At 66.0% G+C, this 21,279-nt stretch carries 21 protein-coding genes; 9 read left to right on the forward strand and 12 right to left on the reverse strand.

The window, feature by feature from the left end:
- Positions 1-8: 8 nt before the first annotated feature.
- Positions 9-1,325: a hypothetical protein gene (locus F3J43_RS17600; RefSeq protein WP_166889367.1), complete on the reverse strand. Its 1,317-nt coding sequence runs from the start codon at positions 1,323-1,325 to the stop codon at positions 9-11.
- Positions 1,326-1,543: 218 nt separating this feature from the next.
- On the opposite strand from F3J43_RS17600, the gene F3J43_RS17605 reads away from it, so the two are divergent.
- The 3 genes from F3J43_RS17605 to F3J43_RS17615 all read left to right on the forward strand — a co-directional run bounded on the left by F3J43_RS17605 (position 1,544) and on the right by F3J43_RS17615 (position 4,573).
- Entirely contained in the window at positions 1,544-2,749 is a 1,206-nt protein-coding gene (locus F3J43_RS17605; protein WP_166889370.1) for a sugar transporter, read from the forward strand.
- Positions 2,746-3,507 (forward strand): AraC family transcriptional regulator, encoded by a 762-nt coding sequence (locus F3J43_RS17610; RefSeq protein ID WP_166889373.1) that lies wholly within the window; start codon positions 2,746-2,748, stop codon positions 3,505-3,507. Before F3J43_RS17605 ends, F3J43_RS17610 begins: the two co-directional genes overlap by 4 nt.
- Before the next feature lie 169 nt (positions 3,508-3,676).
- A complete protein-coding gene (locus tag F3J43_RS17615) occupies positions 3,677-4,573 on the forward strand; it encodes an alpha/beta hydrolase (protein ID WP_166889376.1) in 897 nt (298 codons plus the stop codon).
- Between the two features lie 43 nt (positions 4,574-4,616).
- On the opposite strand, the gene F3J43_RS17620 is transcribed toward F3J43_RS17615, so the two are convergent.
- The gene (locus F3J43_RS17620; protein WP_166889379.1) at positions 4,617-5,537 is read right to left on the reverse strand and encodes a LysR family transcriptional regulator; all 921 of its coding nucleotides are present in this window, start codon (positions 5,535-5,537) and stop codon (positions 4,617-4,619) included.
- 104 nt (positions 5,538-5,641) lie between these two features.
- Between F3J43_RS17620 and nfsB the strand changes: the two genes are divergently transcribed.
- The 4 genes from nfsB (at position 5,642) to F3J43_RS17640 (ending at position 7,225) form a co-directional block, all read left to right on the forward strand.
- Positions 5,642-6,295 carry an oxygen-insensitive NAD(P)H nitroreductase gene (nfsB, locus tag F3J43_RS17625; RefSeq protein ID WP_166889383.1) on the forward strand — a complete coding sequence of 218 codons (654 nt, stop codon included), beginning with the start codon at positions 5,642-5,644 and terminating at the stop codon, positions 6,293-6,295.
- Positions 6,296-6,356: 61 nt separating this feature from the next.
- Positions 6,357-6,731 carry a DUF1801 domain-containing protein gene (locus tag F3J43_RS17630; RefSeq protein WP_166889386.1) on the forward strand — a complete coding sequence of 125 codons (375 nt, stop codon included), beginning with the start codon at positions 6,357-6,359 and terminating at the stop codon, positions 6,729-6,731.
- Between the two features lie 138 nt (positions 6,732-6,869).
- Entirely contained in the window at positions 6,870-7,007 is a 138-nt protein-coding gene (locus F3J43_RS17635; protein ID WP_166889389.1) for a hypothetical protein, read from the forward strand.
- A 20-nt stretch (positions 7,008-7,027) separates the two neighbouring features.
- Positions 7,028-7,225, forward strand: coding sequence for a hypothetical protein (locus F3J43_RS17640; protein ID WP_166889392.1), 198 nt, complete (start codon positions 7,028-7,030; stop codon positions 7,223-7,225).
- A gap of 36 nt (positions 7,226-7,261) precedes the next feature.
- Here F3J43_RS17640 and F3J43_RS17645 read toward each other — a convergent pair whose 3' ends face one another.
- Both F3J43_RS17645 and F3J43_RS17650 read right to left on the reverse strand, forming a co-directional pair.
- The gene (locus tag F3J43_RS17645; RefSeq protein ID WP_166889395.1) at positions 7,262-8,416 is read right to left on the reverse strand and encodes a cysteine desulfurase family protein; all 1,155 of its coding nucleotides are present in this window, start codon (positions 8,414-8,416) and stop codon (positions 7,262-7,264) included.
- Between the two features lie 290 nt (positions 8,417-8,706).
- A complete protein-coding gene (locus F3J43_RS17650) occupies positions 8,707-9,633 on the reverse strand; it encodes a LysR family transcriptional regulator (RefSeq protein ID WP_166889398.1) in 927 nt (308 codons plus the stop codon).
- A gap of 139 nt (positions 9,634-9,772) precedes the next feature.
- On the opposite strand from F3J43_RS17650, the gene F3J43_RS17655 reads away from it, so the two are divergent.
- Both F3J43_RS17655 and F3J43_RS17660 read left to right on the forward strand, forming a co-directional pair.
- Positions 9,773-11,002, forward strand: coding sequence for an acyl-CoA dehydrogenase (locus F3J43_RS17655; protein WP_166889401.1), 1,230 nt, complete (start codon positions 9,773-9,775; stop codon positions 11,000-11,002).
- A 186-nt stretch (positions 11,003-11,188) separates the two neighbouring features.
- A complete protein-coding gene (locus tag F3J43_RS17660) occupies positions 11,189-11,935 on the forward strand; it encodes an SDR family oxidoreductase (protein WP_166889404.1) in 747 nt (248 codons plus the stop codon).
- Between the two features lie 6 nt (positions 11,936-11,941).
- Here F3J43_RS17660 and F3J43_RS17665 read toward each other — a convergent pair whose 3' ends face one another.
- The 8 genes from F3J43_RS17665 to F3J43_RS17700 all read right to left on the reverse strand — a co-directional run bounded on the left by F3J43_RS17665 (position 11,942) and on the right by F3J43_RS17700 (position 21,038).
- Positions 11,942-13,981, reverse strand: coding sequence for an ATP-binding protein (locus F3J43_RS17665; RefSeq protein ID WP_166889407.1), 2,040 nt, complete (start codon positions 13,979-13,981; stop codon positions 11,942-11,944).
- Positions 13,982-14,036: 55 nt separating this feature from the next.
- Positions 14,037-15,446, reverse strand: a complete 1,410-nt coding sequence (gene mapR, locus F3J43_RS17670; RefSeq protein WP_166889410.1) for a GntR family transcriptional regulator MpaR — start codon at positions 15,444-15,446, stop codon at positions 14,037-14,039.
- 50 nt (positions 15,447-15,496) lie between these two features.
- The gene (gene ccoG, locus F3J43_RS17675; protein WP_166889413.1) at positions 15,497-16,906 is read right to left on the reverse strand and encodes a cytochrome c oxidase accessory protein CcoG; all 1,410 of its coding nucleotides are present in this window, start codon (positions 16,904-16,906) and stop codon (positions 15,497-15,499) included.
- A 121-nt stretch (positions 16,907-17,027) separates the two neighbouring features.
- Positions 17,028-17,267, reverse strand: a complete 240-nt coding sequence (locus tag F3J43_RS17680; RefSeq protein ID WP_166889416.1) for a DUF3203 family protein — start codon at positions 17,265-17,267, stop codon at positions 17,028-17,030.
- Positions 17,268-17,946: 679 nt separating this feature from the next.
- A complete protein-coding gene (locus F3J43_RS17685) occupies positions 17,947-18,846 on the reverse strand; it encodes a hydroxymethylglutaryl-CoA lyase (protein WP_166889419.1) in 900 nt (299 codons plus the stop codon).
- A 20-nt stretch (positions 18,847-18,866) separates the two neighbouring features.
- On the reverse strand, positions 18,867-19,265 hold the full coding sequence (locus F3J43_RS17690; protein WP_166889422.1) for a MerR family transcriptional regulator: 399 nt from the start codon (positions 19,263-19,265) through the stop codon (positions 18,867-18,869).
- Between the two features lie 142 nt (positions 19,266-19,407).
- Positions 19,408-20,607 (reverse strand): glycosyltransferase, encoded by a 1,200-nt coding sequence (locus F3J43_RS17695; protein WP_166889426.1) that lies wholly within the window; start codon positions 20,605-20,607, stop codon positions 19,408-19,410.
- Between the two features lie 80 nt (positions 20,608-20,687).
- Entirely contained in the window at positions 20,688-21,038 is a 351-nt protein-coding gene (locus tag F3J43_RS17700) for a response regulator (RefSeq protein ID WP_166889429.1), read from the reverse strand.
- Positions 21,039-21,279: the final 241 nt, after the last annotated feature.

Consider the following 21,279-nt stretch of genomic DNA (forward strand, 5'->3'; position numbering starts at 1 on the left):
GGCACGGGCTACCAGGCCAGCGGCCTGTCGAACCCGCGCCAGCAGATCCAGCGGCGTACCTCTGCGTGCTCCCCGGTGCCGATCTGCCAGTCAGGCCTGGCGCTGTCCAGGGCGATCAGCGAGATGAACCCGGCATGGCTGGCCGCCACCAGGGAGCGGCCGTCGGCGCTGATGTCCATGGCGCTGATGGTCGAGCCCAGGTAGTGCTGCCAGTGCTCGCGGCCATCCTCGCCAAATGCGCGCAGGTAGCCGTGGGCGTCGCCGACGATGTACTCGCCGTCGCGGGCCACGCCTGCGTACAGCCGCGCGCCGTCCTGCAGCAGCGGGGTGCGTGGGTCGTCGCTGTAGTGCGCGGTGTCGAGCCCGGCCAGGTCATCGACCCGCACGCCGACGGTGCCACCCTGGTAGAAGTGGCAGGCGTTGAGAATCAACTGGTCGCCGCGCTGGTTGAACAGGGCGAAGTGCGGGTACTCGCTGGCCGGGCCGATCTCGGCCAGGGGCAGGAGTCGTTCATCGAGCACCAGGTGGCGGCCGCACTGCTCGCCGAGGGCGATCAGGCGCCCATCCGGCGACAGCGCGGCATGCTCCATGGACAAGCCCAGGGCGACATCGTCCGGGTCGACGCCCTGGCGCAGGTCGTCGAGGATGTCGCCTTGGCGCGGCAGCAGGCGGGTGGCGCCTTCGCTGGCGAGGATGAAGATACCGTCGGCGCTGACCAGCAAGGCCCGCTTGCCATCGGGGAAGGGGGTCAGCGTGGTGGGTGTGGGGGGCAGGTCCAGTGGCTCGAACGGGTAGCCTGCCGGCAGGCCTTCCAGGCCGTTTGGCCAGGCCAGTCGCGCCACCATGGGGCCGCCCCAGCCCTCGGTGATCCGCACGCCCTCGGCGTTGCCCAGGGCAAAGTAGCGCCGCTGCGGGCAGCGGCCGAAATGTTCGACACCGATCACCGGGGTGGTGCCCTGGCTGTCGATGCGCAGCACCTGGCCGCGCTCGTGGGGCATGCCGACGCGCGCCAGCACGCTGCCGTCGTCGAGCAGCAACAGGTGGCCGATCCCCTGGGCCTGTTCGTCGAGCAATGGCACCAAAGGCAAGTGCGCCGGTGGCCAGGCCTCACGGAACAGCTGGCGTTGCTGCTCGGCGGTATCGGGGCGGTTGATTGCCAGCAGGGCCGCCTGCCAGGCGTCCAGCAGGTGTCCGATGGCGGGCGCTTCGGGCTCTTCGAGATCGTCCCAGCCGTGTGCGCGACCCTGCGCCACATAACGGTTGATGGCCTCGGCGTAGCCGACGATGGCCTGGCGCCATTGCTGCTGGGGGTGCTGCTTGTCCATGGCGGATCGGACTCCTTGTTCCGCGATGCTTGTGGTCATGCATCAAAAAGGTGCACGCAAGCGCGCATGTTACCCCGTCGGCGCCCGTGGTTGTGAGGTCTGGGCGCGATGCGTACCATGCCGGCATCCTTCCAATAACAAACCGTGCGTCACCGGCCTTGAACCCTGGCCCGTGAGGTGCGTCATATCGCCTTGTCCGCGGAGTAAAACGTCTTCACATGAATGGTCCCGTACCCACCGCAACGCCGCCCAATGCCGGCAACGGCAGCTGGCTGAGCGTCATCGCCCTGGCATTGGCGGCGTTCATCTTCAATACCACCGAGTTCGTCCCGGTGGCGCTGCTCAGCGATATCGGGCGCAGCTTCGACATGACCACCGCCCAGGTCGGCCTGATGCTGACCATCTATGCCTGGGTGGTGGCCCTGGCCTCGCTGCCGATGATGCTGATGACCCGCAACATCGAGCGCCGACGCCTGCTGCTGTTCGTGTTCCTGGTGTTCATCCTCAGCCACTTGCTGTCGTGGCTGTCGCAAAGCTTCGCCATGCTGCTGGTCAGCCGCATCGGCATCGCCCTGGCCCATGCCGTGTTCTGGGCCATCACCGCCTCCCTGGCGGTGCGCGTGGCGCCGCCGGGGCAACAGGCCAAGGCGCTGGGACTGCTGGCCACCGGCACCACCCTGGCCATGGTCATGGGCATACCCCTGGGGCGGGTGGTCGGCGAGGCATTGGGCTGGCGCGTCACCTTCCTGTGCATCGCCGGGGTCGCGCTGGCAACCATGCTGTGCCTGATGAAATCGCTGCCGCTGCTGCCGAGCCAGAACTCCGGTTCGCTGCGCAGCCTGCCGATCCTGTTCAAGCGCCCGGCACTGGTGATCACCTATCTGCTGGTGACCCTGGTGATCACCGCGCAATTCACCGCCTACAGCTACATCGAGCCGTTCGCCCTGCACGTCGCGCAGATCGGTGGCGAGCGCACCACCTTGCTGCTGTTGCTGTTCGGTGGCGCCGGGGTGTTCGGTTCGCTGCTGTTCAGTCGCTACAGCGAGCGCTTTCCTCATGGCTTCCTGGTCGGTGCCATCGGTGCGCTGGCGGCCTGCCTGCTGTTGCTGCTGCCGCTGTCGGGCAACTTCTACCTGTTCGCCGGGCTGAGCATGGTCTGGGGCGTGGCGATCCTGAGTTTCAGCCTGGCGCTGCAATCCAAGACCCTCAAGCTCGCGTCGGACGCCACCGACGTGGCGATGGCGTTGTTCTCCGGCATCTACAACATCGGTATCGGTGGCGGCGCCTTGCTCGGCAGCATTGTCAGCAGCCAGCTGGGCGTGGCCGACATCGGCCTGGTCGGTGGCGGCGTGGCGCTGGCCGGCCTGGTCGTGGCACTGGCCAGCACCCGGCGCTTCCGCCAGGCCCTCGGCGGGGCGGCGTGAGTCGTCACCTGCCGGTATTCGAGCACCCCGGCCAGCGTTGTCGCCCGGTGTGCCGCGAGTACGCCGACGGCCAGCGCCTCGAGGCGCACTGGCACGAGGCCGGCCAGTTGGTGTTCGCGGTGCGCGGCATCATGGAGCTGCAGGGTGCCCAGGGCTTCTGGGTGCTGTCGCCACAACAGGGGCTGTGGGTGCCGGCTGGCGTGCCGCACAGCCTGCGGGCCCGTGGCGCGGTAAGCTTGCGCACGCTCTACGTGCATCAGGATGTCCAGGGCCTGCCCGAGGTGACGCAGAGCCTGATGGTCACACCATTGCTGCGCGAACTGCTGCTGCGTGCCCGGCCCATCGACGAGGACACGCCTGCGGATAGCCACGATGCGTTGCTGATGACCTTGCTGCTCGCCGAAGTGCGCCGCGCCCGTGACCTGCCATTGCGCCTGGCCATGCCGGCTGAGCCACGCTTGCAGAAACTGTGCGCGGCGGTGCTGGCCAGGCCAGGCGACGAGCGCAGCCTGGAAGCCTGGGGGCAGGCAGTGGGGGCCTCGGTGCGCACGCTGGCGCGGTTGTTCCGCAGCGAACTGGGTTGCACCTTCCAGCATTGGCGCCAGCAGGCGCGGATGCTCGCAGCCCTGCCGCGCCTTGAGCAGGGCGAACCGGTCGGGCACGTTGCCGCGGAGTTGGGTTATGCGTCGCCGGCGGCGTTCGCCAAGGCGTTTCGCCGGTTGATGGGCTGTGCGCCGAGCGCGTTCGGCGCAATCTGACCGGTTGGCGCTCAAGCTTGACCATTGCGCGCCAGCGCAATGTGTTGCCTGGCCCTAAGCTCTGCACGAAAGTCCTGTGGGAGCGGGCCCGCTCCCACAATGATGGATGACCATGCTTTTCGTACAAACCTGAGCTGCAGGTCGCCCGATCTGCCGTCGGAGGCCCGCAATGCCCACACCATTCACCCGCCAGACCCTGTCCATACCGGTCAATGGCATCGAGCTCGATGCCTGGTACTACCTCCCCGATGTATCCGGCCTGCTGCCCGTGGTGCTCATGAGCCCGGGCTTCGCGGCCCTCAAAGGGCAGGCCCTGGACCGCTTCGCCGCCCACTTCGCCGGCGCCGGCCTGGCGGTGCTGGTGTATGACCAGCGCAACTTTGGCCGCAGTGGCGGCGCCTTGCGTGGCGAGATCGACCCACGCCAGCAACTCGATGATCTGCGTGAGGTGCTTACCTGGGCGAGCCTGCAACCACGACTGGACGCTCGGCGCATCGGTGTTTGGGGCTCCAGCTACAGCGGCGGGCATGCCCTGCAGCTGGCGGCCTGGGATCGCCGGGTGCGTTGCGTGGTGGCGCAGGTGCCGACCATCAGTGGCTACCAGAGTTTCCTGCGGCGCGCCGGCGACCGGGTGCACGAGGTGCGTGCCGCGTTCGCCAGGGACCGGTGTGCTCGGCAGGACGGTGGTGCCCCTGGTTATCGCCGGGTGATCGCCGAGGCAGGTGAGCCAGGCATTTATGCCGGTGACGATGCCGAGGCCTTCTACACCCAGGCCCGGGCCCTGGACGGTGGCTGGGACAACCGGGTCACCCTGCGCTCCAGCGAGTTGGCCAGCGAGTACGAGCCAGGCTTGACCATTGCCCGCATCAGCCCGACGCCGCTGCTGATGCTGGTGGCCGAGCGCGATACCGTGACGCCGGCCGACCTGGCCCTGGCGGCCTACAACCAGGCCGGGGAGCCAAAGCGGCTGGTGCTGTTGCCGGATGGGCATTTCGACCCTTACGCACGGCATTTCCAGCAGGCGGCCGAGGCGGCGCGGGGGTGGTTCGTGCAGCACCTGTGTTGAGGGGCGGGGGTGCTCAGGATCGGGGTGTGGCGGCGGTCGGTGACTATACGCCGGGTGCCACCGGCGGCAACACACCCTCCGGGCGCAGGCCGGCGAAGCGTTCACGCAGCCACAGGTGCAACTGGGTCACCGCGGGCGTCACCTGCTTGCGGTGCGGGCAGACCAGCGTCACCGGGGTCGCCTCGCCCGGGTGCTCGGGCAACAGGATCTCCAGCTCGCCCGCGGCGACGTTGGCGCTGACGTCCAGCCACGACTTGTAGACGATGCCTTCGCCCTCGAGCGCCCAGCGCCGCACCACATCGGCGTCATCGCTGACCAGCGGTCCGCCAACCTGCACGGTGCGGTTGCCCAGGCGCCATTTGTCGTACACCCGGTTGTGCTGCAGGTACAGCAGGCAGGCGTGCTGCTGCAGGTCGTCCGGCGTGCGTGGCCGGCCGTGCCGCTCGAGGTAGTCGGGGGCGGCGACCAGCACCCGGCGGTTCCAGGGGGCCAGGGGCAGGGCGATGTAGTTGGCGTCCTCGTTGCGCCCATAGCGGATGGCCACATCCACCGGGTCGCGGTGCAGGTCGGCCAACTGGTCGGAGAGAAAAAAACGCAGGCTCAGGCCCGGATGCGCGCGGCGGAACTCGCTGAGCCAGGGACGCAGCAGGTTGCGGCCCATGTCCGAGGGCGCGGCGATCTGCAGCACGCCGCGCAGGCTGCTGTGACCGCCATGCAGGTCCTCGTGCCCCTGGCGCAACGCCTCGAGCACACGCCGGGCGGTCGGCAGGTACAGCTCGCCCTCGGCGGTCAGACGCAGGCTGCGGGTCGTGCGGGCGAACAGGCGTACATCGAGTTCACGTTCCAGGCGCTTGATCGCCGCCGCTACCTGGCCGGGCAGCAGGTTGGCCTCATGGGCGGCGGCGGTGAAGCTGCCCAGGGCGCTGGCGCGGACGAACAGTTCCAGATCGGCGATGCGCAGCATTTTCACTCCAGGGATGAAAGTGTTGCTGCATTGTGCGGGTTTTTCTTTTAAACCGGAACGCTAAGATGCGCCTCAATCACGAACCTGCGAGGAGTTCCCGCATCATGGATACCGTTGCCCTGGCCAAGCGCCGCTACACCACCAAAGCCTACGATGCCAGCCGCCGCATCCCCCAGGCGACCATCGACGCGCTGCTCGAGCAGTTGCGCCACAGCCCGTCGTCGGTCAACTCGCAGCCCTGGCACTTCGTCGTCGCCGACAGTGACGAAGGCAAGGCTCGCCTGGCCAGGAGCACCGAGGTCGGCTTCGCCTACAACACACCGAAGCTGCTCAATGCGTCCCACGTGATCGTTTTCGCCGCGCGTACCGACATGACCGAGGCGCACCTGCAGAAGGTACTGGCCCAGGAAGGCCTGGATGGGCGTTTCCGCGACGATCAGGCCCGGGCAGGCCAGGACCAGAGCCGGCGTTTCTACGTCAACCTGCACCGTCACGACCAGAAGGACCTGCAGCACTGGATGGAAAAGCAGACCTACCTGGCCCTCGGTACCGCCTTGCTGGGCGCTGCGGCCTATGGCCTGGACGCCACCCCGATCGAGGGCTTCGATCCGAAGGCGCTGGATGCCGAACTGGGCCTGCGTGAGCAGGGCTTCACCAGCGTGGTGATGCTGTGCCTGGGTTATCGCAGCGAGGCGGACTTCAACGCCGGGCTGGGCAAGTCGCGTCTGCCGGCCAGTGACGTGTTCACCTTCCTCTGATCAGGCACGGTCCCTGGCGATGGTCGATACTCAGGCACTCGAGCCTGAGGAGAGCCCCGTCATGTCCGTGCCGTCCGCCAGCGAACAGATCGATGCCCGTATCGCCAGCCTGGGCGACTGGCGCGCCCCGCGCCTTTCGCGCCTGCGCGAGCTGATTCACCAGGCCGAGCCGCAGGTGCAGGAAGAGGTGAAGTGGCGCGGCGTGCCAGTCTGGTCCCATGCCGGCATCCTCTGTACCGGCGAAAGCTACAAGGACAAGCTCAAGCTGACCTTCGCCAAGGGCGCCCGTCTGGAGGATCCGACGGGCCTGTTCAACGCCAGCCTCGATGGCGGTACCCGCCGGGCCATCGACCTGTTCGAGCACGACCGGCTCGACGAGACGGCCTTCATCGCACTGGTTCGCGCGGCTGTCGCGCTCAACCTGGGCAAGGGCTAGCCCGGCGCCCGGCCAGCGTTGCCACTCGCCAAAAGAGCACGTATTTCCGAGACAGGACACTAGTACACCAGCCCTAGGGTCAAGGTGCTCCGCGCGGTCGATAATCAACGCGGTTTTCCCCAACAAGGAGCGTGATCGATGAACCCGTCCAACGAGCCTATTCGCGAACTGAGCGATGCGGAAACCGACGCGGTCGGCGGCCAGCGTCCCGGCGACCCGCCACCACAGTACCCCGAATGGCCGGAAGATCTGTTCGGCTGGAAAGGCGAATACTGACCCACACAGGAGTGACACCCATGTCTGTTGAAACTTCGCGCACGCTCCGCATGCTTGGCAGCGACGAACTGGAGCTGGTCAGCGGCGGCCACGATGCGACCATCATGCCGGTGTTCCCGCCGGCCCGGTTGCTGCCGGATGTTCCGCCTCCTCACCTGCCAGGGGGGCCTGACATCCCGCCGCCGAACGATATCAAGGGGCCGGTCCTGCGGCTCTGAACGAGGCCCAGGCCCCGGCAGCGACCGGGGCCTGGGTCACCACAAGGATGCCGTGCCCGCGGCGATCTGCCGGCTGAACACATCGATGGCCTTGTCCACGTCCTGGGCGCTGGTGAAGCGGCCGATACTCAGGCGCACGCACTGGCGTGCCTGCGCCTCTGCCAGCCCCAGCGCCAGCAGCACATGGGAAGCACTGTTGGCGGCCGAGTTGCAGGCCGAGGTCGACGACAACGCCAGTTCGCCGGCCAGCGCGGCGCTGTTGAAACCCTTGGCCTCGATGCACAGGTTCAGGGTGTGGGGGATGCGCTGGCTGGCGCAGCCATTGAGGCGCACGCCCGGCAAGGCCAGCAGTCCGTCGCGCAGGCGCATGCTCAGTTGCTGCAGGCGCTGGTGCTCGGCATCGCCCGGCTGCCCGGCGAGGGCGAAGGCACTGCCCATCCCGGCGATCTGATGCGTGGCCAAGGTGCCCGAGCGCAGGCCGCGCTCGTGGCCGCCACCGTGCATCTGCGCCTTGAGCAGCGGCAGCGCCCGCTCGCCGACGAACAGTGCGCCAATGCCCTTGGGGCCATAGACCTTGTGCGCGGAGAACGACATCAGGTCCACCGCCTGGCGCGCCAGGTCGATGACCACCTTGCCCACCGCCTGGGCGGCGTCCACATGCAGCAGTGCGCCGTGTGCGCGAACCTGTGTGCCGATGGCGGCGAAGTCGGTGACGGTGCCCAGTTCGTTGTTCACCGCCATCAGCGATACCAGGCGGGTGTCTTGGCGCAGCGCGGCCTGCACCGCCGAAGGCTGGATCAGGCCGGCGGCGTCGGGAGCCAGGCGGGTTACCGACCAGCCTTGGCGTTCGAGTTCGGCGACGGTGTCGAGCACGGCCTTGTGTTCGATCAGGCTGGTGATCAGGTGGCCTGGCTCGGCGAACCCTTGGGTGATGCCTTTGAGGGCGAGGTTGTTGGATTCGGTGGCGCCGGAGGTCCAGACCAGCGCCTCAGGTTCGGCGCCGACCCGTTCGGCCACCTGGCGACGGGCTTGCTCGACCGCGGCGCGGGCGGACTGGCCATGAAGGTGGCCGCTGGAGGCCGGGTTACCGAAGTTGGCTTCGCGACCAAGACAACCAAGCATGGTCTCGATGACGCGGTCGTCGACCGGGGTGGTGGCGGCGTAGTCGAAGTAGAGCGGGGCGTTGGGCATGGTCGGCGCAGGTCCGTGCAGGGATACCGCCAGTCGATATCCATATGCAGCAAATGCTATCCGGCCAGCGCGATGAGCCTTTTCTCTTGGTTGCCCTTGGTCGTATTGATTTGACTGTTTATTTCTAGTGAATCGCTTTTTCGTAGAAAAAATACTTTTCTAATCGAGGCGGTTTTCCCTGCGGGCACTGTGTAAGCAGCTGCAAGAACCCATGTTTCATGGCTCCCGCAGGGATGAAAGATTATTCGCCAGTTGGGCGCGCTTGTAGGCGCACTGCCTCGAGCTATTCATCAGGCGCTTTCCAGGGCCTGTTCGTCCTGGGCCACCACCCGCTCGCAGAGTTCGATGATCTGCTCGCGCATCCAGCGGTTGGCTGGGTCCTGGTCGGTGCTTTCGTGCCAGTACAGGTGGGTCTCCAGCGCCGGCACCTCGACGGGCAGCGGCTGGTGGCGCAGTTGGTGACGCCGGGCGAAACGCTCTGGCACGGTCATCACCATGTCGGTCTGCTGCAGTACCTGCGAGGCCATCAGGTAGTGCTGCGAGCGCAGCGCCACGCGGCGTTGCACGCCCATCTTGCCCAGGGCCAGGTCGACATAGCCCAGGCCGTTGCGGCGGCTGGAAATGTGGATGTGGGTCATGCCCAGGTAGCTGTCCAGGGTCAGCTTGCTGTCGGCCAGCGGGTGGCCAGGGCGCATGGCGCAGACGTAGTGGTCCTGCATCAGCTTGACGTGGCGTACTTGCGGATCGGTGTTCAGTGGCGCGTCGACGGCGAAGTCCAGGCGACCGGCGGCCAGTTCCTTGGTGGTCTCGCGACGCTTGCACAGGAAGCTTTCGATCACCAGTGACGGCGCCAGCCGACGCAGGCGCTGGAACAGCGGCGGCAGGACCACCGCCTCGGTGAGGTCGGTCATGCTGATGCGAAAGGTCTTGCTGGCTTGCTGCGGGTTGAAGATGCGGCTTTCCTGCACCGAGGTGCGCAGCAGTGACAGAGCGTTGCGCACCGGGCCGATGATGTTCTGCGCCATCGGGGTGGGCACCATGCCCTGGGCAGTGCGCACGAACAGTGGGTCGTTGAAGGTCTCGCGCAGCCGCGACAGGGCATTGGACACCGCCGGCTGGGTGATGCCGACGATCTGCCCGGCGCGGGTCAGGTTGGCTTCGGTGTAGATGGCGTCGAAGACGATGAACAGGTTGAGGTCGACCTTGCTGAGGTTCATGGCGCCGCTCTTTGTTGGAGTTATCGGCTGATCATATATCGGTTATGAATGTTTATACACGTAGAAAATAGACTAGGTGGATGAAGGGTGGCTGTTCTAGGCTCTGCGGCATGTTCTTCATTGACGGAAGGTAGCCCCGATGGATTTCGCCTATTCGCCCAAGGTCCAGGCACTGCGCGAGCGTGTCAGCGCATTCATGGATGCATACGTCTACCCGGCCGAGCCGGTGTTCGAGCGCCAGGTCGCCGAGGGCGACCGCTGGCAGCCCACCGCCATCGTCGAGGAGCTCAAGGCCAAGGCCCGTGCCGAGGGGCTGTGGAACCTGTTCCTGCCCGAGTCGGCGTACGGCGCCGGGCTGACCAACCTGGAATACGCGCCGTTGGCCGAAATCATGGGCCGTTCGCTGCTGGGACCGGAGCCGTTCAACTGTTCGGCGCCGGACACCGGCAACATGGAGGTGCTGGTGCGCTATGGCAGCGAGGCGCAGAAGCGCCAATGGCTGGAGCCGCTGCTGCGTGGCGAGATCCGCTCGGCGTTCGCCATGACCGAGCCGGACGTGGCCTCTTCGGACGCCACCAACATGGCCGCCACCGCCGTGCGCGACGGCGACCAGTGGCTGATCAATGGCCGCAAGTGGTGGACCTCCGGGGCCTGTGACCCGCGGTGCAAGATAATGATCTTCATGGGCCTGTCCAACCCCGAGGGCCCGCGTCACCAGCAGCACTCGATGATCCTGGTGCCTACCGACACGCCGGGGGTGAAGATCGTCCGCCCGCTGCCGGTGTTCGGCTACGACGATGCGCCCCACGGTCACGCCGAGGTGCTGTTCGAGAACGTGCGGGTGCCCTACGACAACGTGATCCTCGGCGAGGGCCGCGGTTTCGAGATCGCCCAGGGGCGCCTGGGGCCTGGACGTATCCACCACTGCATGCGCTCGATCGGCATGGCCGAGCGTGCCTTGGAGCTGATGTGCAAGCGTTCGGTCGAGCGCACCGCCTTTGGCCGGCCGCTGGCACGACTGGGCGGCAACATCGACAAGATCGCCGATTCGCGCATGGAGATCGACATGGCCCGGCTGCTGACGCTCAAGGCCGCGCACATGATGGACACCGTCGGCAACAAGGTGGCACGCAGCGAAATCGCGCAGATCAAGGTGGTGGCGCCGAACGTGGCGCTGAAGGTGATCGACCGGGCCATCCAGATCCATGGCGGGGCCGGGGTGAGTGGCGATTTCCCGCTGGCCTACATGTATGCCATGCAGCGCACGCTGCGCCTGGCCGACGGCCCGGACGAAGTGCATCGGGCGGCTGTCGGCAAGTACGAGATCGGCAAGTACGTGCCGAAGGAAATGTTGCGCAGCGGGCACTGAGGCCGCGTGAAGCTGCCGTGCTCATGGGGCAGGCGCTGGCGGCGTTCGATTGCCGGCGTCGACGCCCTGGCTGCCAAGTCGATATCAACGACGCTGGAGTAGTCGTCGTGGCGCCCGACGATGGCATTTTCAAATGACGGCTTTTCCCCTAATCTTGTAGGTCTTTTCCGGCAACTTGGCAGAGTCATGGACAAGGTCATCGTCATCACCGGCGCCAGCCGGGGTATCGGCGCCGCCACCGCCTTGCAGGCGGCGCGCCAGGGATATCGCATCTGCATCAACTATCATGCCGACGACCAGGCCGCCGAGGCGGTGCTGGCCCAGGTCCGCGAGCTGGGCGCGATGGCCATTGCCGTGCGTGCCGATGCCAGCGTCGAGGACGAGGTGGTGCAATTGTTCCAGCGGGTCGACCAGGAACTCGGTCCGGTGACTGCGCTGGTCAACAATGCCGGGACCATCGGCCAGCAGAGCCGGGTCGAGGACATGTCCGAGTTCCGCCTGCTCAAGGTGATGAAAACCAATGTGGTCGGGCCCATGCTCTGCGCCAAACATGCCTTGCTGCGCATGGCGCGTCGGCATGGCGGGAAGGGCGGGGCGATCGTCAATGTGTCGTCGGTCGCCGCGCGCCTGGGTTCGCCCAACGAATACGTCGACTATGCCGCCTCCAAGGGTGCGCTGGACACCTTCACCATCGGTCTGGCCAAGGAAGTGGCGGGCGATGGCATCCGGGTCAATGGCGTGCGTCCCGGTTATATCCATACCGGCTTCCATGCCCTGAGCGGTGATCCGGACCGGGTCAGCAAGCTCGAGCCGGGCCTGCCGATGGGGCGGGGCGGCAGGCCCGAGGAAGTGGCCGAGGCGATCCTCTGGCTGCTCTCGGACAAGGCGTCCTATTCCACCGGCAGCTTCATCGACCTGGGCGGTGGCCGCTGACGCGGCTCAGCGCTCGCCGAGCAGTTTTGCGACCGCCTCGGCCATGGTGTCCAGCTCGAACGGCTTGAGCAGCACCGAAGTGCGAGGTGGCAATTGCCCATCGCTCAGCGCCGCGCGCTCGTCATAGCCGGTGATGAACAGCACCGGCAGGTGCGGGTGGCGGGCACGACAGGCTTCTGCCACCTGGCGGCCATTGAGGCCGCCAGGCAGGCCGATATCGCTGATCAGCAGGTCCGGTACGAATCCCCCATCCAGGGCCTTGAGGGCGGCGGGGCCTTGTTCCACGCCCTCGACCTGGTGGCCCAGCTCCTCCAGCACTTCGCCAATCACCAGGCGCAACGCGGCCTGGTCCTCCACCAGCAGGATCTTCGCGCTGTCCAGTCGTGCCCTGGGGCTGGCGACAGAGGGCTGTTCTTCTTGTGGCGCTTCGCTGTGGCGCGGCAGGTACAACTCGATCCGCGAGCCTTTGCCAAAGGTCGAGCGTATGTGCAGTTGCCCGCCGGACTGGCGAACGAAACCATAGGCCATCGACAACCCCAGTCCGGTGCCCTGGCCCAGTGGCTTGGTGGTGAAGAACGGGTCGACGGCTCGTTCGAGCACTTCCCTGGTCATGCCGCGGCCATTGTCCTCGACACTCAGGCACAGGTAATCGCCGGGCTTGAGGTCCAGGGGCGCGGCGCGGCGGGCGTCGAGTACCTGGTTGTCGCAGTGGATGCCGATACGCCCGCCGCCGGGCAGGGCGTCACGGGCGTTGATGCACAGGTTGAGCAGGGCGCTTTCCAGTTGCGGCGGGTCGATGAAGGCTGGCCACAGGTCCTCGGCGCAGTGCACTTCGACATGGGTGGCCGGGCCGACGCTGCGCTGGATCAATTCCTCCATCCCCATGATCAGTGCGCACACGGCGGTGGCCTGGGGCAGCAAGGTCTGGCGCCGGGAGAACGCCAGCAGGCGGTGGATCAGGGCGGCGGCGCGCCGGGCCGAGTTGCCGGCGGTGTCGAGCAGTTCCCCGATCTCTTCATGGCGGCCCTGTTCCAGGCGTTGGCGCACCAGTTCCTGGGCACCGAGGATACCGCCGAGCAGGTTGTTGAAGTCATGGGCAATGCCGCCGGTGAGCTGACCCACGGCTTCCATTTTCTGCGCCTGGCGCAGCGCTTCCTCGGCATGGAGCAGGCGCTGCTGTTCATCGACCCTTGCACTGATGTCATAGATGAACACATGAGCCCCTACGACCAGGCCAAGGCTGTTGCGCAACGGATTGAAGCGCAATTCGAAATGGCGCAGGGAGCCGCTGCGTCCATACACGATGTTTTCGATGTAGCTTTCGCCGGCCAGTGCCCGTTGCCACAACTGCTCGGAACGGGCCAATTCCTCGGGGAATTCGCGCAGCGCCTCGCGCAGGTTGTCGCCGGCCTTGATGCCGTGCCCGAACAGGAACTCGAAGTCTTTCACTGCACGTTCGTTCACCGCCAGGAAGTTCAGCGCAGTGTCGACCACCTGGACCCGCGCCACGCTGCGCTCGACCAGCTCGGCGAACAGGCTGCGCTCGGCCAGCGCCTCGGCGACCCGCTGTTCGAGCTGGTCGTTGAGCTGCTTGAGGGCGGTTTCGGCGCGGCGTCGTTCTGTGACGTCCTGGAACAAGACAGCTACCTGGTTGCGTTCTGCTGGTTCGACGCGGAAGGTGGTGACAGACAGCACGTGGCCGGTCGCGACCAGTTCCTGCTCGAACTGCATGGGTTCGCCCGTACGCAGCACCGCCCCATAACGTGCCACCCAGTCGTCGGCCTCGTCTGGCACCATTTCGCGCAGTTTTTGTCCGGTCACGTTGGGGATTCCGGCATGGCGGGCGTAGGCCGCGTTGGCGACCACGTGGATATAGTCGCTCAGCGGGCCATGCGGGCCATCGAAGAACTCGATGACGCAGAAACCTTCGTCCATGGTGTCGAACAGGAAGCGGTACAAGCTGTTGTCAACGTTCTGGAGCTGGGCCAGACGGGATTCGAGCTCGGCGTTGCGCTCGCGCAACGCACGGATTTCACGATCGGGCATGCAGGTATCCGCAAGGGTGGGTGCGACCACTGTAGCCTGCCTGCCCGTTGGTCGGCTAGAACGAACGCACGATCCTGCCGAGGGTTTCCATCGCCTGCTCGGCGCCGTCGTTCCAGGGGCTGCCGTAATTCAGGCGGATGCAGTTGCCGAAGCGTCGGGTCGGCGAGAAGATCGGCCCCGGCGCGATGCTGATGCCCTGGGCCAGGGCCATGTGGAACAGCTTCAGCGCGTCCATCTGCTCGGGCAATTCCAGCCACAGGAAATAGCCGCCCGAGGGCTGGCTGACCCGGGTCTGCGCTGGGAAGTGCCGGGCGATGGCGGCGAGCATGCTGGCCTGTTGGCCTTCCAGGGCGTAGCGCAGCTTGCGCAGGTGGCGGTCGTAGCCACCGTGCTGCAGGTAGTCGGCGATGGCCGCCTGGGCCGGCATCGAGGCGCACAGCGAGGTCATCAGCTTGAGCCGTTCGATCTTCTGCGCGAAGCGCCCGGCGGCGACCCAGCCGACGCGGTAGCCCGGCGCCAGGCTCTTGGCGAACGAGCCGCAGTGCATCACCAGGCCTTCGGTGTCGAACGCCTTGGCCGGCTTGGGCGCCTGTTGCGCGTAGTACAGCTCGGCGTAGACATCGTCCTCGATCAGAGGCACCTGGTGCTTGCGCAGCAGTTCGACCAGCGCCTGCTTCTTGGCCTCGGGCATGCTGGCGCCCACCGGGTTCTGGAAGTTGGTCATGCACCACACGGCCTTGACCGGGTGCTTGTCGAGGGTCTGCGCCAGAACCCCGAGATCCATGCCTTCACGGGGGTGCACCGGGATTTCCACCGCCTTGAGCTTGAGGCGCTCGAGCACCTGCAGGCAGGCGTAGAACGCCGGCGCCTCGATGGCCACCAGGTCGCCTGGCTGGGTCACCGCCTGCAGGCACAGGTTCAGGGCCTCCAGTGCGCCGTTGGTGATCAGCAGTTCCTCCATCGGCAGCATCAGTCCGCCGACCATGTAGCGCAGGGCGATCTGTCGACGCAGTTGCGGGTTGCCCGGCGACAGGTCGGTCACCACCATGCGTGGGTCCATGGCCCGGCTGGCGCTGGCCAAGGAGCGCGCCAGGCGTTGCAGGGGGAACAGCATGGGGCTGGGGAAGGCCGATCCGAACGGCACGGTGTGCGGGTCCTTGATCGAGTCGAGGATGGAGAACACCAGGCCGCTGACATCGACTTCGGTCGACTCGCTGGCCGGCGCCTGGGCCAGGGGCTCGCTGAACGGGCGCGGGGCGTGGGCGTTGACGAAGTAGCCCGAGCGTGGCCGGGCGCGGATCAGGCCACGGCGCTCCAGCAGGTAGTAGGCCTGGAACACCGTGGATGGGCTGACCCCGTGGGTCTGGCTGGCGTAGCGCACCGAAGGCACGCGCTGGCCGGGGCCAAGCACCCCGGAGCGGATCAGTTCGGCAATGTCGTCGGCGAATCGTTCGTAGCGTTTCATTGTGCTGTTTTGTCAAAGCCTGCAGGCAAGGTGGAAGGCAGTGTAAGGGATCAGCGGTTCATCGGCGCGACGAAGCGGCTGTTGGCCGTGCTGCGCACACCCGGCTGGTCGCTGTCCTGGATCTCGAAGGTCAGCGCCTGGGAACTGCTGGTCGGGCGATCGGCGAGCATCGCCACCGACACCGGCAACTCGCTCATCTCGCCGGCGGCCAGGCTGAACTCGGTGCGCCCGTGCAGTTCGAAACCGTCGGCGTCGACCAGGCGCAGACGATAGTGCTGCGGTTCCTGGGTCTTGTTGATGATCTTGAGCAGGTAGATGTTCTCGATCTGGCCCAGGGCGTTCTCGCGGAACAGGCCACGGTCCTTGATCACGTCCATCGACACCATCGGGCGCATCTGCAACGCGATGACCAGGGCACCGATCATTACCACCAGCGCGGTGGCGTAGCCCAGCAGGCGGGGGCGCAGCCAGTGGGTGCTGCCGCCTTGCAGGTTGTGCTCGGACTTGTAGCCGATCAGGCCACGGGCGTAGTTCATTTTGTCCATCACTCCGTCGCAGGCGTCGATGCAGGCCGCGCAGCCGATGCAAGCCATCTGCAGGCCGTCGCGGATATCGATGCCGGTGGGGCAGACCTGCACGCACAGGGTGCAGTCGATGCAGTCGCCCAGGCCCTGGGCTTGCGGATCGCTGCCCTTCTTGCGTGGCCCGCGCGATTCGCCACGGCTGGGGTCGTAGGCCACCGCCAGGGTGTCCTTGTCGAACATCACGCTCTGGAAGCGGGCGTAGGGACACATGTGCATGCACACCGCTTCGCGCAGCCAGCCGGCATTGATGTAGGTGGCGCCGGTGAAGAACAGGATCCAGAACAGGGGCACGCCGCCCAGTTCGAAACTGAACAGTTCGGCCGCCAAGGGGCGGATCGGGGTGAAGTAGCCGACGAAGGTCAGCCCGGTGAGCAGGCCGATGGCCAGCCACAGCGTGTGCTTGAGCGCGCGGCGGGCCAGCTTCTCGACGCCCCAGGGCGCGGCGGCCAGCTTGATGCGCTGGTTGCGGTCGCCCTCGGCGATCTTCTCGCACCACATGAACAGCCAGGTCCAGGTGCTCTGCGGGCAGCTGTAGCCGCACCAGACCCGGCCGGCGAACACGGTGATGGCGAACAGGCCGAAGGCACAGATGATCAGCAGGGCCGACAGCAGGATGAAGTCCTGGGGCCAGAAGGTCGCGCCGAAGATGTGGAACTTGCTTTCGGCCAGGTCCCAGAGCACGGCCTGGCGGCCGTTCCATTGCAGCCAGGCGGTGCCGAAGAACAGCGCGAACAACAGGCCGGCGAAGACGATCCGCAGGTTGCGGTAGAAACCGGTGAAGCTGCGGGTGTGGATGCCGCTGTCCAGCTGGCCTTTGCTCTTGTGGCTGGCGGCAGGGGCAATCTCGATGACTCGGAAGGGGATTCTATCGCTCATGGTTCATCGCTCGTCAGGCCTCGATCAGGCCTGGGCACTATGGCGGCCGATCTGTTTGCAGCACAGACTCAGCTATGGCGATAAAAACCGTATCAGATTGCCTCCTGCAATGGCCAAGCCCTTAAATCACGGAGCCTGGCGCGCTGCTCTTCAAATGCCTGCGGCTATCCACCGCACCTGCCACGGTCAGCGCGTCGGCCTCTGCCTCGGTGATCGGCAGGCGCTGGCCGGCGAGGATCGCCACCGACATGCGCAGTTGTTCGTCGGTGACGATCTCGATGTCGGGACCCGCGCCCTCCAGGCGCAGCTCATCGCCGATCAGGGTGCAGCGGCGTGTGGTTGGGTCGACTTCTATGGGCATGGTGGTGTCCTCCGGTGGGGTTACAGGGTGTGACCGCGTGGAGGGCGCGCGTGCTGCATCGATCCGCTGGACGGACGGCGGCAGGATTGTGGGGGGCGTGGCTGTCAAAGCAGGAGGGCAGGAAGCACTGAGGGGAGCCGAAGCTCCCCTCAAAGCGTTGTTGCCTGCTCTTTTCTTATTATTGGAGACCGGCCTGTTGTTGTTTTTGTCAGCCATGCGTCTCGGTGCTGCGGGGGCCCCTATCCGGGGCCAAGAGCAAACGTATTTTTTTGAGCGCTGACCTGCGTTCATCCAACGTGATCCAACCGTGACCGTCGCTACCTTGCAGGTAGTTTTGTTGTTCTGTGTCAGGCTGCGGGGCGATTCGTTGAAACACCCCTGGAAAGCACGTCGACTCCAAAAAAATCTGCTTGCTACGCCTCTGCCGTGTTGTTCTTGTTATGTCAGAGCCGTTACCTGTTGTTTTTATTAGATGTCGCGTTTTTTGTTCTTGTTATGCCAGAGATATAGCAGGTGTCGTGCCAACTTTTTAAAATTCAATAAAATCAATGGTTTGTGGATTTTTGAGGAAAATGTAGGACCTGAAATCTTGTCGATTTGTTTCCCTGTTACCCGATTCCTGGTCCGCAGGCGTGTAGGCGGTAACACTCCACCCACAATTGTGTGACAGCCGTGTGAATCAGCGCGCACTGCGCGCCCGGGCTACCCGGGACCCTGTGGCACGGCCGAGGACCTCGCTGATGCGCATGCCGGCGGCGATCAGTCGGTCGAGGTCGATACCGGTGTCGATGCCCAGCCCCTGCAACAGGTACACCACGTCCTCGCTGGCGATATTGCCGGTGGCACCCTTGGCATAAGGGCAGCCGCCGAGCCCGGCGACCGAGCTGTCGAACACCGCGATGCCCTCGAGCAGGCTGGCGTAGACGTTGGCCAGCGCCTGGCCGTAGGTGTCGTGGAAATGCCCGGCCAGCTGTTCACGTGGCACCTGGGCCGACACCAGCTCGAACAGGCGGCGGGTGTCACCGGCGGTGCCGGTGCCGATGGTGTCGCCCAGCGATACCTCGTAGCAGCCCATCTGGTGCAGCGCGCGGGCAACCGGAGCGACCTGCTCGGCGCGCACGAAACCCTCATAGGGGCAGCCCAGCACGCAGGATACGTAACCGCGCACGCGCACACCGTGCTGGCGCGCAGCTTCCATGATCGGCTCGAAGCGGGTGAGGCTCTCGCTGATCGAGCAGTTGATGTTGCGCTGGGAAAACGCCTCGGAGGCGGCGGCGAACACCGCCACTTCCTTCACCCCGGCCGCCAGGGCGTCCTCGAAACCGCGCAGGTTCGGGGCCAGGGCCGCATAGGTGACGCCTTCGCGCTGGCGGATGGCGGCGAACACCTCGGCGGAGCCGGCCATCTGTGGCACCCACTTGGGCGATACGAAACTGCCGACTTCGATATAGGAAAGCCCGGCCTCGGTGAGGTCGTCGACCAGTTGCACCTTGTCGGCGACGCTGATGGGCTGGGCTTCGTTCTGCAGGCCGTCGCGCGGACCGACTTCGACCAGGCGGACGTTCTTGGGCAATGACATGACGGGCTTCCTGTGGCGGATCAACGGTGGTCGTGCTGGTTGAGCGTGGCGGCCAGGGCCTGCTCGCAACGTTCCTGGGCGGTGTCCAGTTCCAGGTGCATCTGCTGGATGTCGAGCATCTGCTGTTCGAGCTGGGCACGGCGCTCGGCGATCTTGGCCAGCATGCTGGTTAGCTGCTTGAGGTTGCCGCCGGAAGGGTCGTACAGCTCGATCAGCTCGCGGCATTCGGCCAGCGAGAAGCCGATGCGCTTGCCGCGCAGGATCAGCTTGAGGGTGACCTTGTCGCGGGCCGAATAGATGCGTTCCAGGCCGCGCCGCTCGGGGCTGAGCAGGCCCTGCTCCTCGTAGAAGCGGATGGCGCGGGTGGTGATGTCCAGTTCGCGGGACAGGTCGGAAATACTGTAGGTCTGGCTGCTCATGCTGGGGCTCGGGAAAGGGAATGGCGCTAACCTAAAGCCAGGTTGACGTATACGTCAAGCGCATACGGCCATTGCCCCCACGCGCCGCACGTTACAAATGCTCCGTCCATACGGCGGTAGAGCAGCAGCCCCAGGTATACCCTCAGGCGTTCGCCTGGCGGCGCAACATCGCGCCGGTGAAGTTGAACAGGCGCAGTTCGTCCAGGTGAGCGAGGCTGTGCTCGAGCCGGTCGAACAGCGTCGCAGCTTGTCGCTGCAGGCTTTGGCCCAGGGCATTGCAGGCGTCCTGCGCCTGTTGCCATGCGCCTGGGTCGGCGTACAGCTGCGCGGCGGCCTGGGCCAGCCCTTCGGCGCTGGCCGCGATGGTGCCGGGCCAGGGCTGGTGACCTTGCAGGGCCTGGGCGGCAAAGGGCGTGACCACGCTCGGCGTGCCGCTGCCCAGGGCCTGCGCCAGGCTGGCGCTGAACCCTGCGCCGCCACGCAGTGGCGCCAGGCAGACCCGGGCGCTGGCCAGCACGGCCTGCGGATCCTCGGTTACTCCGCGCACATGGAAGCCGTCCTCGGGGGCATGCAGGGCCAGGGTCCGCTCGGATGCACCGACGCCGTACAGGTGCAACTGGGCCTCGGGCAGGCGTCGGCGCAGCATCGGCCAGAGGTTGTGCTTCATCCACAGCACGGCATCGGCCTGGGTGGCGTCGTTGAACGGGCCGAGGCTGACGAAGTGGCGGCGCTCGTCGAACGGCCGGTGCGCCTGCCCGGAAACCGTGATGTTGGCAGGGCAGTGGTGCAGCAGGTAGTCGGCCACGGCGAAGCCGTTGAGCAGCAAGTCCAGCTCCATTGCCGAGGCAACCAGGGTCAGGTCGCAGCGCCAGATCGCCGCCAGCTCGCGCTGGGTGAGGCTGGCGGGGGCCATCAGGCGGAACAGGTCGGGGCCGCTGGTGCCGAACAGGGCGTGAAAATCGTTGGGATCCAGGCCTTCGACCAGGCGTCGGCGCAGCAGTTGCTGGCGTGCCTCGCGCAGGCTGTGCAGGCCAGGGAGGGCGAGCAGGCGCAGGGTGGCGGGGGCGAGCAGGCCGCAGAAGCGCTCCTCGACCAGGAAGTGGTCGAACAGCACCACATCGGGGGTGGGCAGGCCCTGCAGCGAAGCCTGTGCGCCGAGCGTGTGTTCACGGATACCCCGCGCGGCCAGGTCCGCCTTGTACTCGCCGGCTGTGGCGGCGCTGGCGAAGGTGACCTGCCAGCCATGGCCAAGGAAGTTGTCCAGGATCTGCATCATGTAGCGGCCGGCACTGTGCTGTTCAGGTTCGGGCCAGGCGTGGGCGATGACCAGGAGCTGGGGCATGGGGAAACCTTGGGTCAAAAGGCGCCATTAAAGCATGCAGGCGCGCCGAACGCCGCCACGGTAGCTGTCAGGTGGATGGATCAGGGCGTGCGCAGAATCGCCTTGACCTTGTCACGCAACTGGTCGATGCCAAATGGCTTGCCGATCAGGTGCATGCCCTCGGGCACCGTCACGTTCTCGGCATAGCCACTGGCGAACAGCACCGGCAGCAATGGCCGGACTTCACGGGCCTTGCCGGCCAGTTCATCGCCACGCATGTCCGGCAGGCCGACATCGGTCATCAGCAGGTCCAGGGGTTGGCCGGGGTCTTCGAGAATCTGCAGCGCCGCGGCGGCATCCTGCGCCTCGATGGCGGTGAAGCCCAGTTCGTCGAGCACTTCGACGATCAGCATGCGAACGATGTCGTCGTCTTCGACTACCAGAAGGTGCATGATGCGGATCCTGTTTCGGTGGAAGGTCTCTACTCTGTGCGCGCGGTCCAGGCAGAAGTTCCCCAGCTTACCGGCGTGGGTAAATGGATGGAACGATTGGCGCACACGGTCTTCAAATGCTGGCCAAACGCCCTGCCAGATCCTTGAAAGCTGGTTAGACTCGCAGTATTCCCCGGTCGGTGTCGCGCAGGGCAGCCATACATGAAGTAGTCGCCACACTGTCTCAATGGACTTTTTCGCT

It is taken from the genome of Pantoea sp. Cy-639 (assembly GCF_011752525.1).
GTDB lineage: Bacteria > Pseudomonadota > Gammaproteobacteria > Pseudomonadales > Pseudomonadaceae > Aquipseudomonas.